General features: G+C 49.3%; 15 protein-coding genes. 13 read left to right on the forward strand and 2 right to left on the reverse strand.

Annotation, left to right across the window (positions count from 1 at the left end):
- The first annotated feature begins 132 nt into the window (after positions 1-132).
- The 3 genes from FPG75_RS16235 (at position 133) to FPG75_RS16245 (ending at position 6104) form a co-directional block, all read left to right on the forward strand.
- Positions 133-648, forward strand: a complete 516-nt coding sequence (locus FPG75_RS16235) for a hypothetical protein (RefSeq protein ID WP_143307904.1) — start codon at positions 133-135, stop codon at positions 646-648.
- Between the two features lie 469 nt (positions 649-1117).
- Positions 1118-4372 carry a SusC/RagA family TonB-linked outer membrane protein gene (locus FPG75_RS16240; protein ID WP_143307905.1) on the forward strand — a complete coding sequence of 1085 codons (3255 nt, stop codon included), beginning with the start codon at positions 1118-1120 and terminating at the stop codon, positions 4370-4372.
- A gap of 31 nt (positions 4373-4403) precedes the next feature.
- Complete coding sequence (locus tag FPG75_RS16245; protein ID WP_161596824.1) at positions 4404-6104, forward strand: SusD/RagB family nutrient-binding outer membrane lipoprotein; 1701 nt, start codon at positions 4404-4406, stop codon at positions 6102-6104.
- Positions 6105-6167: 63 nt separating this feature from the next.
- Here FPG75_RS16245 and mutS read toward each other — a convergent pair whose 3' ends face one another.
- The gene (gene mutS / locus FPG75_RS16250; protein WP_236652811.1) at positions 6168-8744 is read right to left on the reverse strand and encodes a DNA mismatch repair protein MutS; all 2577 of its coding nucleotides are present in this window, start codon (positions 8742-8744) and stop codon (positions 6168-6170) included.
- A gap of 79 nt (positions 8745-8823) precedes the next feature.
- Here mutS and FPG75_RS16255 point away from each other — a divergent pair, with 79 nt between their 5' ends.
- The 10 genes from FPG75_RS16255 to FPG75_RS16300 all read left to right on the forward strand — a co-directional run bounded on the left by FPG75_RS16255 (position 8824) and on the right by FPG75_RS16300 (position 15544).
- Positions 8824-9357 (forward strand): RNA methyltransferase, encoded by a 534-nt coding sequence (locus FPG75_RS16255; RefSeq protein WP_236652812.1) that lies wholly within the window; start codon positions 8824-8826, stop codon positions 9355-9357.
- Between the two features lie 15 nt (positions 9358-9372).
- A complete protein-coding gene (locus FPG75_RS16260) occupies positions 9373-10239 on the forward strand; it encodes a UbiA-like polyprenyltransferase (protein ID WP_143307908.1) in 867 nt (288 codons plus the stop codon).
- A gap of 39 nt (positions 10240-10278) precedes the next feature.
- Positions 10279-10689: a Holliday junction resolvase RuvX gene (gene ruvX, locus FPG75_RS16265; protein ID WP_143307909.1), complete on the forward strand. Its 411-nt coding sequence runs from the start codon at positions 10279-10281 to the stop codon at positions 10687-10689.
- A 96-nt stretch (positions 10690-10785) separates the two neighbouring features.
- On the forward strand, positions 10786-11364 hold the full coding sequence (gene def, locus FPG75_RS16270; RefSeq protein ID WP_143307910.1) for a peptide deformylase: 579 nt from the start codon (positions 10786-10788) through the stop codon (positions 11362-11364).
- Between the two features lie 145 nt (positions 11365-11509).
- Positions 11510-11983 (forward strand): RNA polymerase sigma factor, encoded by a 474-nt coding sequence (locus FPG75_RS16275; protein ID WP_236652813.1) that lies wholly within the window; start codon positions 11510-11512, stop codon positions 11981-11983.
- Between the two features lie 3 nt (positions 11984-11986).
- Positions 11987-12862, forward strand: a complete 876-nt coding sequence (locus tag FPG75_RS16280) for an anti-sigma factor (RefSeq protein ID WP_143307912.1) — start codon at positions 11987-11989, stop codon at positions 12860-12862.
- Between the two features lie 224 nt (positions 12863-13086).
- Positions 13087-13620: an RNA polymerase sigma factor gene (locus FPG75_RS16285; RefSeq protein WP_143307913.1), complete on the forward strand. Its 534-nt coding sequence runs from the start codon at positions 13087-13089 to the stop codon at positions 13618-13620.
- Positions 13621-13635: 15 nt separating this feature from the next.
- On the forward strand, positions 13636-13911 hold the full coding sequence (locus FPG75_RS16290; protein ID WP_143307914.1) for a hypothetical protein: 276 nt from the start codon (positions 13636-13638) through the stop codon (positions 13909-13911).
- Positions 13912-13926: 15 nt separating this feature from the next.
- Positions 13927-14487 carry an anti-sigma factor gene (locus tag FPG75_RS16295; protein ID WP_143307915.1) on the forward strand — a complete coding sequence of 187 codons (561 nt, stop codon included), beginning with the start codon at positions 13927-13929 and terminating at the stop codon, positions 14485-14487.
- 115 nt (positions 14488-14602) lie between these two features.
- Positions 14603-15544, forward strand: coding sequence for a hypothetical protein (locus FPG75_RS16300; RefSeq protein ID WP_143307916.1), 942 nt, complete (start codon positions 14603-14605; stop codon positions 15542-15544).
- Between the two features lie 216 nt (positions 15545-15760).
- Here the strand turns inward: FPG75_RS16300 and FPG75_RS16305 are convergent, their stop codons facing one another.
- Positions 15761-17401: a gliding motility-associated C-terminal domain-containing protein gene (locus FPG75_RS16305; protein WP_143307917.1), complete on the reverse strand. Its 1641-nt coding sequence runs from the start codon at positions 17399-17401 to the stop codon at positions 15761-15763.
- Positions 17402-17458 lie beyond the last annotated feature (57 nt).

Genomic DNA, 17458 nt, shown 5'->3' on the forward strand with positions numbered 1-17458 from the left:
GATTTACGGATTTGTGGCCACAAATCCGTAAATCCACAAATCCGTAAATCCCTCACCACTTTTCTTCCGAAAGAGAATACGGTGGGCAGCCCTTATCTGTATTCATCATGGGGATACATGTAGCTAGATTCTATGGAGAACAAGCCAGTGAAACGTTCTGTAGTTTACAGGGCTAACCTCGACCAGGAGAAAAATATGCTGATCATAGAAGGAGGAGATGGCAAGGCATATACGCCGGAATCTAACAATATCCAGGCTTTCCACATGAAACAGGGTGAGGTGGAAAAAGCATTTGTGAACATAACGATCAATGGACAAAAGAAATTTTATGAGCAGTTGGCAGGTGGTAAATACACCCTGGTAGAAGATGTGAAAGTAGTTTTTGAGCACGCCAATTTTGAGAACAGAGGAATGATACAGACCGGCAAAAATTACGATGAGTACAAGAAAGAGAGTACTTATTACTTGGTGGAGAATGGAACTGCTACTAAAATATCGTTGAAGAAAAAAGCCTTTATGTCCGCGCTGGACAAGGACGCCCGGGCAACTGCCGCTGTGCAGCAATACCTGCGGGATGTAGCAGGGTATGAACATGGATTTGATGAAGTGGTGGCGGCAGGCGTTATACGTGCAGCAAACGGAAAATAGTTTTGCTATAACATAAGAAAGGGGCTGTGTGTACGTACACACAGCCCCTTTCTTATACTATTTTATTCTTCCTTCGTATTATTTTAACGCGATTAACGAAGTGTTAACCAATTATAAAAAAAATGTTAATTCTTTTTTGTCCGTATAACAATTATGCCTAAGTTTGAGACCATAATTTTTTACATCAAGAGCAAACTTGTACGTGAAGATGAAAAAAAGTGAAGTTTGGGATATACAGGTTTTTTTTATTAGTAGTCTGCTAAAACGTTTTACTACTGGTATTGTAGCGAAAGATGAAATGAGATATGCCAATTGGAGTAATTCCATGCACGCTTTTTAAGGATACGGAAACCACGCAAACTTAACCTGTATTGCTGCCAACACTCAGTATACACCGGTAGGCGCTGACCGTGAGTTTATTTACTTATGTGACTGATTCACTCGTTATAATTTAAACCAAAAGGAAGCTATGCGAAGATCACTTCTTCTCACCACGTTGCTTTTCTTATGCTGCTGTATTACTGCATGGGCGCAGGATAAGAAAGCTGTTACGGGAACCGTAAAAGATGAAAAAGGAACGCTGTTACCAGGCGTAACAGTGAAAGAAAAAGGAACAACCAATGGAGCCATGACCGTAGCCGATGGTTCCTTCAAAATCCAGGTAGCTCCCAATGCCACACTGGTACTGTCTTACATAGGATACGCCGTTCAGGAAGTACCCGTAAATGGACAGAGCACTTTATCTATTGTTTTGAAAGAAGATAACCAGAAACTGAACGAAGTAGTGGTAACTGCACTCGGTATGAAACGCGAACAGCGTAAACTGGGATATGCCGTTACTGAACTGAAAGGTGCTGAAGTAGCCAAAACCAACTCCATCAACCCGGTAGCTGCCTTGCAAGGTAAGGTGCCCGGCGTGGATATCTCCGGCGCAGCCGGTGGTCCGCAGGCCGCTCCACGTATCATTCTCCGCGGCGCCAAATCACTCACCGGTAAAGACCAGCCCATCTTCGTAATCGACGGGGTGATCTTCGAAAATGATGTGACAGCAAATGATGTTAACTTCGGTAACGTACTGAAGAACTTCAACCCGGATGACTACGAATCAGTATCTGTGCTGAAAGGCGCCGCCGCTACTGCATTGTACGGCTCCCGCGCTATCAACGGCGCCATCCTCATCACCACCAAAAAAGGTACTTCCAGAAAAGGTTTAGGCGTTACCGTTAGTCAGACCGCGCAAATCGAACAGGTATATCGCTCTCCGATAGCCATGCAGAACAGCTACGGACAAGGCGTTGACGGTACCTACGATAACACCGCCGGCGGTTACAGCTTCGGTCCCAAAATGGATGGCCGCGAAGTAACACTGGCAAATGGCTCCAAAGCCAAGTTCGTTCCACGTCCTAACAACGTGACCGACCTGTATCAAACCGGTAAATATTTCAATACCAACGTTGCTGTGGAAGGCGGTTCCGACAAAGGAACTTTCCGTTTGTCTTACTCCCACCTCGACAACAACAGCGTTTCTCCGAACAATAGCTTCGGCAGGAACACCTTCTCATTCCGCGGTTCCTCTGTGATCTCTAAAGTGCTGAGCGCAGATGCAGGTGTTACTTACTCCACCAGTAAAACACTGAACCCCGACCGTCAGGGCGGCGACTACACCAGCTACAACATCGGCCGTAAATGGGTGTATGTATTCCCTCGTAACTACGATCCTTCTTACTGGAACCGTCCGGAAAACTATACTGATCCTGTCAATGGTGGCCGTGCTAACCTCAGCACACACCCCGGTGCAGATTATTTCTTCCAGAATGCTTATAACAGCTGGACGCGCAGGGAGTCGCTCATCATGGGTAACTTCGCTATCAACGCCAGCGCTACCGACTGGCTGCGCCTGACCATGAAAGCTAACTTCAGCAATGAGCAGAGCGCAGACGAACGCAAAGAAGCCGGCACAGACGCCAACTTCGGCGGCAGCAACGGTTTCTACTCACAGGCAGGTGTAAACAAAACACAATACACCTTCACTGGTTTGGCTACCATCACTCCGAAGCTCGGTAAGAAATTCGATGGTAACCTCGTACTCGGCGCGGAAACATGGAACAGCGGAATCGGTAAACAATACAACAACTATACAGATGGCGGCTTACGCATGCCTTTCCTGTATGATATCAGCAACAGTATTAACGCCGCAAGGGTGAGTAACGATCCGCTGCTGCGCAAACGTATCAACTCCCTGTTCTTCGCTGCCAGCCTGGCTTACAACAATGAACTGTTCCTGGATGTTACCGGCCGTAACGACTGGTCATCTGCACTTACCTATCCCAGTTCCGGCGTAGGACATACTACCAACTCTTATTTTTATCCTTCTGTGAGTGCTGCCTGGGAATTCACCCAGACACTGAAAGAGTCAATACCTTCCTGGCTGAGTTACGGTAAACTCCGCGCTTCCTGGGCAATTGTTGGTGGTGATACTGATCCTTACAGCATCAATACAGGTTATTATACCTCCGATTATTTCAGAGGTGCCTCTACCAATAACAACCTGCCACTGATCAACTTCTATAATCCGACTATCTTACCCAATCTCCAGTTGGTACCTTCCCTTTCTGGTAGCTGGGAATTCGGGACTAACCTGCGATTCTTCAATAACCGCCTTGGCCTTGACTTTGCCTGGTATCGCACTGTTATCAACGACCAGATCATTTCATTGAAAACCACTCCTGAAACAGGTGTATCTATGCGCATGATCAACGCGGGTAAGATGATGAACAGAGGTATAGAGATCGCGATCAATGGTACACCAATCCAGAAGAAGAATTTCACCTGGGATGTAACGTTGAATGGCAGTCGCAACAGAAATAAAATCCTGGCGCTCGCTCCAGGTGTTAGCCAATACCAGCTGAGTGAAGATCAGGGCGTACGTGCAGTGGCTAACGTAGGCGGCGCTTATGGCGACCTCGTTACCGACTACGGCTATACCCGCGATGCACAAGGCCGTCCCATGATCACACTGAACGGTTCCGATCAACCTTATAAATATGTACGTGGCTATTCAGTAGTAGGTAATATCCAACCCGACTTCAACCTCGGCCTGGCTAACAACTTCACGTACAAAAACTGGACACTGGGCGTACTGGTACAGGCACGTATCGGTGGCGACTTCTTCTCTGCTTCCCACCAATACGGTACCGGTCGTGGTACTACCGCCAACACCGAGTTTGGCCGCGATGCCGCTCATGGTGGTATCACCTACACTGATGCTTCCGGCGCTAAACGCGACGATGGCATGCTGCCGGATGGCGTGTTCCAGAAAGGAACAACTATCAATAAAGATGGTAAAGACATCGTACTTGATGGCCTGACTTACAGAGAAGCATACGACAAAGGTTATGTATCTCCGCTCACTCCTTATCAATATTACAGCATGATCGGCGACTGGGGTATCGGTATCCGCGAAGCTTCTGTATTCGATGCATCTTATGTATCCCTGCGCGAAGTTTCACTGGGCTACTCACTGCCAACCGAACTGGTACAACGCTGGAAACTCAACAGCCTCCGTGTTTCGCTCGTAGGCCGCAACCTCTGCTACCTGTTCAACAACCTGCCGGATCATATCAATCCTGAAGCAGTACGTAACAACGCTACCTCCGCATTCTCTGAATACGGCGCGGTACCGTTCATCCGTAACATGGGTATCACTGTGAACGTTGGATTCTAATCATGCTGTTTAACAACAAAAAGAAATGAAAATGAAAGCTATTAATAAATGGGGGATAGGAGCTGTACTCGCCGGTCTGGCACTTAGCTCATGTACCAAAGGTTTTGAGGATCTTAACAAGAGTCCTGTTATTAGCGATAAAACAAATCCGGAACTGCTGATCACCCAATCGGTGAAAAGCATCGTAGACCGTGATTTCGACTGGTTCTACGATTGCTACCAGTATGAAATGCAGTGGATGCAGTTTGTAACAGCTGCGCCTACTTCTTCTGTGGGCGGCCTTTTCAGCCCTACCAACACCAACGATTTCTACAATGCCCTGTATAAAAACATCGGTCCTAACCTGGTAGAGATCGAGCAGATGGTAAAAAAAATGCCACAGGACCAGCAGGCAAAATATGCCGAAATCGTGGCGATCGCCAAGATCATCAAAGTATATGCTTCCTGGAGAGTATCCGACGCGAATGGCAGCATCGCTTACAAAGATGCCTGGGCTTCCCGCTATGGCGGCACCTTTACGCCTGCTTACGACAACCAGGAAACATTGTTCGCTACCTGGGATGCTGAGCTGAAAGCCGCGCTGGATGTGCTGATCAAGAAACAGCAAGGCCAGGTGAGCTTCGGTGCAGGCGATATCTTCTATAACGGCGTTTCTGCCAACTGGGCCAAAGCCGGTAACGTGCTCCGTCTGAAACTGGCCATGCGCCTGCTGAAAAGAGCGCCTGAAAAAGTTGCGCCTATTGCTAAAGAAGTGATGACCAGCGCTGCAGGCCTCTTCACCAGCATCGACGATGAATGGAAATTTGTATCTGCTGAAACCAACTTCGCCCGCGGTGGCAACTGGTCAATGGATAACAGCCCGATCGTAGCTGCCAAGAACATGGTAGATTACATGAATGCTAACAATGACCCACGTCTGCCCCTGTTCTTTGAAAAGAACAGCTTCACACAGGCTGCCTTCGACAGCCTGAAAGCCGGCGGTGCTTTGTCTGCCAGCGCTACGTATAATGGTGTACGTTATGTGGGTCTGCCTGCAAGCCCTGACCAGCGCAAGAATCCGGCCTATGCCGAGCTGTTCAAGAAGAAGACTTACAACCTGAACTTCAACGGTACTACCGTAGTGAAAAACTATGATACCGTTTCCAATATCCAGAAACGCCTGTTCGACCTGAACCAGGAAGGTAATACGCCCGGACGTTATACACAGCCCATCCTCACGTATGCGGAAATGTGCTTCATGATCTCCGAGCTGTCTGTTCGTGGTATCCTCTCTGAAGATGCAAAATCATGGTACGAAAAAGGTATCACTGCTTCTGTGAGCGCTTACGACAGAATGGGTCAGCTGGCTGCCATCCAGGATTACAAACCGCTAGATGCCGCTGCTGTTCAGGCTTACATCGCTATGCCAAATGTAGCTTTCACCGGTAGCACTGATGTGCTGCTCGAAAAGATCAACATCCAGAACTTCCTGAACCATTACAAATCCCCTTGGGAAGCATGGGGCGCATGGAAAAGAGCGGATGTACCTAAAGTAGGTGGTATCCTTGCTTTCGAGCCATTCGTTTCACTGGGTCAGAACGTACAGGTGCCACGCCGTTGGGCCCTGCCTCAGCCTACTACCAACGAAAACATCGCCAACTATCGCAGCGCTATCAGCGATATGCAGAAAACCGGCGAATACGGTAATGATCCTAATGATTATACCGGCCGTGTATGGTGGGATAAAAAATAGTAATCAGATAAAAAGAGATGGCCCGCGGTGTATACCGCGGGCCATCTCTTTTTTATTCAATAACTACCCCAACAACTGTTTTATTTCATTCAGCTTCAGCAAAGCCTCTACCGGCGTAAGCCGGTTAATATCCACAATTTCCAGTTTTTCACGTATCTGTTTAAAGGTATCGCTGTGCGCATCAAAGATATTCAGTTGCAGCTGTTGGGTAGGCGTAGCGATATTTTTGATGTTTTGCTGCAATGGTGCATCGATATGTTTTTCTTCGAGATGGGATAATACCTCATTGGCCCTGTTGATCAGTTCCGGTGGCATGCCAGCCATGCGCGCTACGTGGATACCAAAGCTGTGGCGACTTCCGCCGCGTGCGAGCTTGCGCAGGAAGATGATCTTGTTGCCGGATTCCATGTTGGTGATATGATAGTTTTTCACGCGGGCATGTTTGTTCTCCAGTTCATTCAACTCATGATAGTGCGTGGCGAACAGTGTTTTAGGGCGATGCGGCGTCATGTCGTGGAGATATTCCACGATGCTCCAGGCGATGGAGATGCCATCGTAGGTGCTGGTGCCACGGCCGATTTCGTCGAGTATCACCAGGCTGCGGGGCGTGATGCTGTTGATGATGCTGGCGGTTTCATTCATCTCCACCATAAAGGTAGATTCGCCGCCGCTGAGGTTATCGGAAGCGCCTACGCGGGTGAATATTTTGTCTGTAAGCCCGATCTCTGCGCTGGCGGCGGGCACAAAGCTGCCCATGTGCGCCATCAGGGTGATGAGGGCCGTTTGGCGCAGCAGCGCCGATTTACCGCTCATGTTAGGACCGGTAAGGATGATGATCTGTTGTTCGTCTTCACCCAGTGTGATATCATTGGCTACATAGGCTTCGCCGGGCGGCAGGCCTCTTTCGATCACGGGGTGGCGCCCTTCTTTGATATGCAGGGCATAGCCGTCGGTGATCACCGGGCGGCGGTACTTGTATTGCACGGCATTGTGCGCAAAACAGAGGAGACAGTCGATCCGGGCAAACAGCTGTGCATCCTGCTGTATGGGTTGGATATACGGTTGCAGGGCCGCCAGCAGCTCGTCGAACAGGCGCGCTTCCAGCGCCAGTATTTTATCTTCCGCCCCTACGATCTTCTCTTCGTATTCTTTCAGTTCGGGCGTGATATACCGTTCTGCGTTAGCCAGTGTTTGTTTGCGTATCCAGGTATCGGGTACTTTGTTCTTGTGGGTGTTGGTCACTTCGAGATAGTAGCCGAAAACGTTGTTGAAAGCGATCTTCAGCGAGGGGATGCCGGTGGCTTCGGATTCTTTCTGCTGTATTTGCAGGAGATAATCTTTGCCTTTGGTGGCAATGCCGCGCAGTTCGTCGAGCTCGGCATTCACGCCATCGCGGATCACGCCGCCTTTGCTGATCAGCACGGCGGGGTTCTCCATCACTTCATGAAGGATGCGGTCGAGGATAGGAGTACAGGCATCCAGTTTTTCGTTTAGCCGTTTCAGGTAGTCGCTGCTGGTGTCTATAAGCAGTGCCTGCACAGCCTGTACCTGTTGCAGGGCGCGGGCCAGCTGCATCACCTCGCGCGGGTTGATCTTGCGCAGCGGTATCTTGGATACCAGTCTTTCAAGATCGCCGGTTTGTTTGAGGTGATGATGCAGGGAGCGGGAGAGGTCCGTTTCCTTGATGAAATATTCAACAGTGTCGAGGCGTTCGTTGATGGGCTTTTCATTGCGCAAAGGGAATACCAGCCAGCGTTTGAGCAGGCGGGCGCCCATGGGCGTAACGGTATTGTCCAGCACTTTCAGCAGGGTATGACCGTTCTCCACGCTGCTGTTGAGCAGCTCGAGGTTACGAACAGTGAAGCGGTCCATCCACAGGAAATCATCCTGGTCGATGCGCTGCATGCGCGTGATATGCTGTAAATTCGGATGTTCGGTATCCTTGAGGTAGTGCATGGTGGCGCCTGCCGCGATGATGGCTGCCGGCAAACCTTCCACGCCAAAGCCTTTGAGGGAGTGGGTCTGGAAATGTTTCAGCAGGATATCTTCTGCATAGGTGGTGGTGAAGATCCATTCATCGAGCGTATAGGTGTAGAAGCGGGTACCGAAGGTAGCCTTGAAATTTTTCTGCTGTTGTTTGGCAAACACCACTTCTGCGGGACGGAAGCTTTGCAGCAGTTTATCTACATATTCTATGCTGCCTTCCGCCACGAAAAATTCGCCGGTGGAGATATCGAGGAAAGATACGCCGGTGGTATCTCCTGCGAAATGCACGGCGGCGAGGAAGTTATTGCTGGCGTTTTCCAGGAGCTTGTCGTTGATGGCAACACCGGGTGTCACCATTTCGGTGACGCCGCGTTTCACGATGCCTTTCACCATTTTGGGGTCTTCCAGCTGGTCGCATACGGCCACACGATGGCCGGCTTTCACCAGTTTGTGCAGGTAGGTATCCAGCGCATGGTGCGGGAATCCTGCAAGGTCAACATAAGAGGCCGATCCGTTAGCTCTTTTTGTCAACACGATGCCCAGCACCTGGGCGGCGATGACAGCGTCTTCATTGAACGTTTCATAAAAATCACCTACACGGAACAGCAGTACGGCATCCGGGTATCGCTCCTTGATGGCCTTATGCTGTTGCATAAGCGGGGTTTCTTCTGATTTGTTTTTTGCCATGGCGCAAATATATAAAACTCATCCCATCCCGTTATCTTTGCAGGTGATGAGAAAATTAAGCATGGATGAACTGGGCCGCAAAACGGTAGCCGAGTTCAAGGCGGCGGATAAAACGCCGCTGGTATTGGTGCTGGACAATATACGCAGCATGCACAACGTAGGTTCCGTGTTCCGCACGGCCGATGCTTTCCTGGTACAGGGTATTATCCTTTGTGGCTATACGCCGGTGCCGCCGCATCGTGATATCCACAAAACGGCGCTGGGAGCCACTGATACGGTGGAATGGCAGTACTTTCCCACTACCCTGGAGGCGGTGAAGGAATTGCAGGCGGCTGGTTACCGGGTGCTGGCGATTGAACAGGCGGTGAACAGCCAGCTGCTCGATCATTTCACGCCGCCGGCAGATCAGCCACTGGCGCTGGTTTTCGGCAATGAGGTCACGGGCGTGGATACCGAAGTGATGAAAGTGGTGGATGGCTGTATCGAAATTCCGCAACAAGGCATGAAACATTCCCTGAATATTTCTGTGAGCACGGGTATCGTGGTTTGGGATATCTTTGTAAAATTGAAAAAGGCATAAAGCGCTTCTTATTCTATGATTAGCACGATCAATAAATATCTTTCCCTGGTGAAGTTCGCACATACGATCTTCGCCATGCCCTTTGCCCTCATCGGTTTTTTTATGGCGATCACCCGTGGCGGCGGCGCCTTCAGCTGGCAGCTCTTTGGCCTGGTGATCCTCTGCATGGTGTTTGCCCGCAGTGCGGCCATGGCCTTCAATCGCTGGTTGGACGTGGATATCGACAAGCTCAATCCGCGCACTGCAAAAAGGGAGATCCCCGCGGGTATTATCTCCCGCAGGAATGCGATGTATTTCATTATCGGTAATGTGGTGCTGTTCATGGCGGCCACTTACTTCATCAACCGTATCTGTTTTTATCTCTCGCCCATCGCATTGTTCGTGGTGCTGGGATATAGCTATACCAAGCGTTTTACGGCGCTCTGCCACCTGGTGCTGGGGGTGGGCCTGTCGCTCGCGCCAATCGGGGCTTACCTGGCGGTGACGGGGCAATTTGCCACGCTGCCGGTGCTGGTGAGCATGCTGGTGCTCTGCTGGGTATCGGGCTTCGATATCATCTATTCCTTGCAGGATGAGGATTTTGATAAATCGCAACAGCTGAATTCCATTCCGGCCTGGCTGGGCCTGAGCGGCGCTTTGCGCTTCTCCGAGCTGCTGCATGTGATCACGGCGGCGCTGGTGATCACGATCGGTATCTCCGGGCATTTCCATTGGGTATATTGGATCGGGGCGGCCGTATTTGTGAGCATGCTGGTATCACAGCATTTACTGGTAAAACCGGCTGACCTCAGCAGGATCAATATTATGTTCATGACCACCAACGGCATTGCCAGCGTGGTATTTGCCGTATTTGCCATCGCCGATATGCTCATCTTCCAATAAATCCATAAATCCGTAAATCCATAAATCCTCAAATAAATCATGGCGCGAATAATGGCGATAGACTACGGGAAAAAGAGAACAGGCCTGGCGGTGACCGACCCCCTGCAGCTGATCGCAAGCGGCCTTACCACGGTACCTACGCATGAGCTGATCCCTTTCCTGAAAAAATATTTTGCCGCCGAGCCGGTGGAAACCATCGTGATAGGAGAGCCTAAAAACCTTGATGGCAGCGCCACAGACGCTACTGCGCTGGTAACGGAATGTATCCGTATCATCGGCAAAAATTTCCCGGCTATCCGCATCGTCAAAATAGACGAACGCTTCACCTCCAGGATGGCCTTCCAGAGCATGATCGACAGCGGCCTGAAAAAGAAGGACCGCCAGAACAAAGGCCTGGTAGACGAGATCAGCGCCACGATCATTTTACAGGAATACCTCCAATCCAGGTAAATAATGTAACAGCATTGCGGCTCCACTGCCATAGGGCGGTGGAGCCGCAATGCTTATTTTGTTTATTTTTGTTGTTTGAATAAAGAATTTAAGCATATGATATTGCCAATAGTAGCATACGGGCATCCGGTACTTAGAAAGGTGGCCGAAGATATTACCCCCGATTATCCCGGCCTGAAAGAACTGATCGCCAACATGTGGGAAACGATGTATGGCTCCAGTGGCGTGGGTATTGCCGCACCGCAGGTGAACAAAGCGATCCGCCTTTTTGTTGTAGATAGTAAGCAGATCATCGATAACCTGGAAGATGATGAGAAAGATGCCTATCCCGGCGACGCGGGCGTGAAGGAAGTATTTATCAACGCGCATATTGTTAGCACAGGCGGTGAAGACTGGCCCTATAACGAAGGCTGCCTGAGCATTCCCAAGATCAGGGAAGATGTGGAACGTCCTGAAACCGTAACACTCCGGTATGTAAATGAAAATTTCGAGCCGCAGGAGAAAACATTTACCGGCGTAACAGCCCGCGTGATCCTGCACGAATACGATCATATTGATGGTAAACTGTTCATCGATCATCTCAAGCCACTAAAGCGGAGAATGTTGAAAAGCAAACTCGATGATATCAGCAAAGGCAAGGTAAGAGTGGATTACAAAATGTCTTTCCCGAAATAGGAAAAAATTTTGTAATGTAAAGAAAAGCTGTTATTTTGGTCTAACAAAGATTAACATCCATATCCTCTTGGGAGCTACCTTAACATATACTGAAGCCGAACTTGTTCAGGGTCTTAAAGCCAGGGATGAAAAAGTTTTTAGTTATTTGTACGACCATTATTCCCCCGCATTATATGGAGTGGCCCTGAAAGTACTTACAGACGAATCTTCCGCAGGCGACGTTTTGCAGGAGGTGTTTGTAAAGATCTGGCGCAGTATTGAACGCTATGATCCTTCGAAGGGCCGCCTCTTTACCTGGATGTTAAACATCGCCCGCAACACCGCCATCGATAGTTTGCGGTCCAAAGCGTACAAGCTGGAACAACGCGTAACGGATGTTACCAGCGGCGCGCTGATGTACGAGCCCCAGCTGGCCGTACACCAGTCAGTAGATCACCTCGGCCTCACCAAGGTGATAGAAAGTCTCAACAAAGAACAACGAATTATTATCGATCTTGCCTATTTCAAAGGATGTACACAGGAAGAAATAGCCAAAGTCTTGGATATACCGCTGGGCACCGTGAAAACCCGTATGCGCAATGCTATCATACAATTGAGGATATTGCTTAAACAGTTGTAAAACGTGGATGTTAATCGTTACATATCATCCGGTATTTTAGAGAGCTATGTATTCGGTCTCCTTCCAGAAGAAGAAAATGGAGAAGTTGAAAGCATAGCATTACATTACCCCGAAGTGCAGGCCGCAGTAAATGCTTTACAGCACGACAAAGAACGTTTTGTAAAACTCTATTCCACCACTCCTCCTACCGCCATCAAAGACCGTTTGATGGATATTATCCGCTATGAGAGTACGGCAGAGGGGAATGGTAAACTGCCGGAAGAATTACGTATAGCCGACACCGTGCCTGCCGCGCCTGTGATGCTGAAAACAACGCCCGCCGCCACCAACGGCCATAGCAAGCCCATCAACCATATTAAAAAGAACGCCGGCACTGACCGCGTCTGGAAATACCTCGCTGCCGCTTTCATCGCATTGCTCATCGGCAGCGTGATCATGAATTTCTTTTTCTTCCAGAAATCCACCGACTATAAAAGCCGTTATCAATCATTGATCGCCGCCAGGGAAAAACTGAGCGAAGAACAGAAAGAACAGGCCGACCATAGCCATAGTACCAGTCTTCATGAAGAAGAAGATATACTGACTTTGGAGAAAGATACTTCCTTCATCCATGTGAATATGAAAGGCAGCGGGCCATTTGCCGGTCATGCCGTGAATGTATCCTGGAATCCACATACACATGTGGTATACCTCATTGCAAAGCTGCTGCCAGTACCGCCGCCAGGCAAGCAGTTCCAGCTCTGGGCCATCGTCAATAAGAAAATGATCGATGCCGGCATCTTCGAAAGCGGCGCCGCCGTATCCGGAAAAATACAATTGATGAAAGCAGTGGATGTTGCAGATGCTTTTGCCGTTACATTGGAAAAAAAAAGGCGGTAGCGCCAAACCCAGCATGGATCAGCTGTATATGACAGAGAAAACGCATGGCTGAAAACAACATTTCATCAGGAAAATAGTATCTTGCTATATATCACCCCGGTTTAACCATTTTTTTGAGCGCTAAATCATTCGGACAACCAATTTGAAACACCCGTGCCGAGGCATTGATTGTTTCTCATGTTATGAATGTAAATTAAAGACACTAACGATCTTAATACTGTTTGTTGGAATCTGCTATTACATATACAGAAGCTGAACTGGTACAGGGTTTACGTAACCGCGACCAGAAAGTATTTAGTTATGTTTATGACAAATACTCACCGGCATTGTACGGCGTAGTAGTGAAAGTGCTGAATGATCAGGGAGCGGCAGGAGATACCTTGCAAGAGATCTACCTGAAGATATGGCGCAACTTCGACCATTATGATGAAAGCAAAGGACGCCTCTTCACCTGGATGCTGAACATCGCCAGGAATACGGCTATCGACGTGCTGCGTTCCCGCGCGCACAAGCTGGAAGAAAGAGTGCAACCCATTACAGAAGACACCGCGCTGACCGTAAACCCCGCCGTAGACCACGTCGGATTCGCCAAAGTGCTGGAAAAACTGAACAAAGAACAACGAACACTCATCGACCTGGCGTACTACAAAGGCTGTACCCAGGAAGAGATAGCAAAAATATTGGAGATTCCCCTCGGCACCGTGAAAACCAGGATGAGAAATGCCATCATCCAACTGAGGAATATCATCAGAAAATAGAACATCACTCATATCTTGGACGCACAACAAACCATATCATCCGGATTGATAGAACTATATGTGACCGGTATGGCCACCGAGCATGATGTGAAAGAGCTGGAAGCCGCTATCCGCCAGTTCCCCGAGCTTGCCGCTGAAGTAGACAGGTGCCAGCGTGATATGGAAGAATATGTGCTTTTGCATGGATTGATACCGGGAAACGACGTTAAAACACGTTTATTTAACCAAATCAATAATGAAATCGCTTCGCGGGGTCACACCGCTCCGGCTGACCAGTCCCCGCAGCAATAACCAAATGCACTACCCATGGAAGAACAAAAACGCCTATCCTGGAAATTGATCGCCGTAGTCGCCGCCGTGCTGCTACTGGGCAGCCTGATCCTCAACTATGTATTCTTTAACCGGTACAAAGAGTTCCGGGAATACAAAGACAAATATCAGTCGCTGCTAGTATCTCAAAACTCCATACTGTCAAAGAGCAATCTGTATAAGACACGTATGGAACAGCTGGAATCCTCTATAGAAGTGATGGAAGATCCTGCTGTATTGAAAGTGAAAATGCCTGGTACCAAACCATTCCCTGAAGCGGTAGCCACCGTATTCTGGAACCAGAGCAGCCAACAGGTATACCTCAAGGTGAACAACCTGCCGGAACCTGCGGCCGACAAGCAATATCAACTGTGGGCTATCGTAGATGGCAAACCAGTGGATATGGGCGTGTTCGAAATGGGCGATACCGCCAAAGTATTACAGAAGATGAAGACCACCGGCAAAGCACAAATGTTTGCGGTCACACTCGAGAAGAAAGGCGGTGCTGTTGCGCCAACAATGGATCAGATGTATGTTGCCGGAAAAATCCCCGGATAACAAACGCCGGTAGCGTATAGCTGCCTGCCATAACAGAAAGCTGACAAGAGCGGATAATTTTCCGCTTTTGCCAGCTTTCTGCTTTCTGCTTTCCCCTTTATCCTTAACTTGCAGTATGTCACATGTTTGGAAAAGTATAGCCGCTACCGTTATCATACTGCTGTCCGTAAGGCCCGTACAGGCACAGGATACCGCCCGCTACAAAGGCATGACAGTGAACCTGGATGAATTTATCGTTGCCGCTAAACGTATAGGCTTCGACGTTAACAGCTTTATAAAAAGGGTGGAAGAAGATACCACCTTTTACCGCGCGTTTAAAAACCTGCACATCGTAGGATTCAATTCCGATAACGATATCCGCATATTCGACAAGGCAGGGCAGGTGCAGGCCTCCCTCAAAAGTCAGACCCATCAACAGATGCAGGGCCGCTGCCGCACCATGCAGGTACTTGATGAAAAAGTGACCGGCGACTTCTACGACCGCAAAGGCCGATATAACTACTACACAGCCGAACTATATGGCAACCTCTTTTTTACCAAAGGCACCGCCTGCGTAGATGATAACGGTGAATCCACCGAACGCTCCAGCGGCAGCCTCGCGCGGCATAAATCACAACTCAAGCAACTCATCTTCAATCCCGGCAAACCCATCAGGGGCGTACCGATCGTAGGTACCAAAGTGGCCATCTTCAGCGATGAAGTGATCCGCTTCTACGATTTCTCCATCTCCGCACAAAACTATATCGACGGCACCCCCTGCTACGTTTTTACCGCCAAAGCCAAGCCAGGCCTCAGCCGCATCGATCGGGCCGACGTAGTGATCGACGAACTCGTGACCTGGTTCAACAAAGAAAATTTCGAGATCGTAGGCAGAAAATACGCGCTCTCCTACAAAACAATGCTCTTCGATTTCAACGTGAAAATGAACGTGCAAATGACCAAACAATTCGGCCTGCTCATCCCCGCCCTCGTTACCTATAGCGGCACCTGGAACGTGGCTTTCAAAAAGCGCGAAACCGCCTCGTTCATCGCGAAGTTTTATGATTTTAGCAAGTGATTATCGCGAAGGTTGTCTGGCTCAGGATTTAAGGATTGAAAGGATTACCAGGATTTTCGAATTTATTGATTTTCGGATTTATTGATTTAATCGAAGCGGAGATAAGGTTGTTCATCTCCGCTTCGATTAAATCAATAAATCCGAAAATCAATAAATTCGAAAATCCTGGTAATCCTTTCAATCCTTAAATCCTGAGCCAGACAACCTTCGCGATAATCAGTACAACACCGTCACCATGCCCGTTTTGTGTACCCGCTGGTTGGTGTTGCCATCTGTGTAATCAAGTATCCATACATACGTGCCGATATCGACGGGGCGGCCTTGGTAGGTGCCGGTCCAAGCGAATTGCGGATCGGTGGTGAAGAAGAGACGGTTGCCCCAACGGTTGTAGATGCTCAATGTGTATTGGTTCATCGGGCAGCGGAAGATGGGCCGGAAGATATCGTTGCGCCCGTCGCCATTGGGCGTGAAGGCGTTGGGGAAGTAAACGTTGCAGGCGCAGTCACGGAAGTTCACCATCACGGAGTCGGTAGTTTTACCGCAGGTGTTGTAGGCTACGATGGCATACAGGCCTGCTTTGGTGATGGGATAGAAAGGTACGGTGGTGCTGTCCTGCCATTTGTAGTTGCCGCCGGCGCCTGCGGGATACAGCGTATAGGGCTCACCGTTACACAGGATGGTATCGCGGCCCAGATTAACGTGCAGGGTGTCATCGTAGCTCACATGGATGGTATCGGTGGATTCGCATCGCCCGATCTGTGCATGCACCCAGTAGTTGCCGGGCTTGGTCACGTAATAGGTGGCCTGGTCGGAGCCGTCCTGCCAAAGGTATTGCCCATTGCCGAAATTGGCGTTGAGCACGAGGAAATTGCCTCTGCAGATGGTGGTATCATTGCCCAGGTGGATCTTGTGCAGGCGGTTATAGTTGATGAAGACGGTATCTATTACATTGCAGATATGATTGATCTCTACCAGTGCCCAAACATTGCCTTCATTGCTCACCGTGATAGCTGGCGTAGTGGCGCCGGTGCTCCATTTCCAGGCGGTGGCCTGCGGTACGTTGGGCGCCAGTGTAATGCTTTCGCCCGGGCATAATAAAGTATCAGGGCCTAATGAAAACGGATAAGGCGGACCGTTGAAGGTGATGGTCGCCTGTGCATCAATTTCTGCGCATCCTTTCGGGAATACCCGTACGCGGTAGGTGCCGGAGCTGTTTACATCCTGCGTGGGCTGGGTGTTGCCGGTATTCCATAGATAGGTGCAGTTCTGTGCGGTGGCGTCCAGCGCAATGTGCTGGCCGGTGCACAGCACGAGGTCGGGGCCAAGATCGATCTTTGGTATGGGTGTGAAGAATACATTGACAGAATCAGGAATGAGACATCCATTCACTTTCACTTTGTAGGTGATGGAAGTATCGGCCACGATAGAAGCATTGGTGGAGCTGTCTTGCCAGAGGTATTGCGCACCGGGTATCACGGGGGCCTGTAAGATGATTTTGTTACCCTGGCACAGCGTAGTGTCCTGTGGGCCTAGCTTCCAGGCGATCGGCGTTACAATGGTGATGGGCTGGACAGTGGTATCAGCCACGCCTTTGCGCCACGCGATGAGTGTATCATTGTAGGTACCTGTGGTATGATAAACATGCCAGGGATTTTTTTTCCGGGAGGAGTCCGCCACACCGGAGGCGGGATCGCCAAAGAACCATTTTACAGAGTCGATGCCTGCGCTGTTCCTGATGCCGAAATAAACAGTATCATTTACACAGGTAGAGGAAGTGTTGAACGGCGTTTGCTGTGCGGCGGCATGCCTGGGCAATGCCAGCATAAGTAACAGTAAAAGTATGGATAGGCTTCGCATGTATCGACATGGTATAGAAGTACTAAATTATGGAAAAATATAATGTGATTATGTGAA

Origin of the sequence: Chitinophaga vietnamensis, from assembly GCF_902167635.1 — a bacterium.
GTDB lineage: Bacteria > Bacteroidota > Bacteroidia > Chitinophagales > Chitinophagaceae > Chitinophaga > Chitinophaga vietnamensis.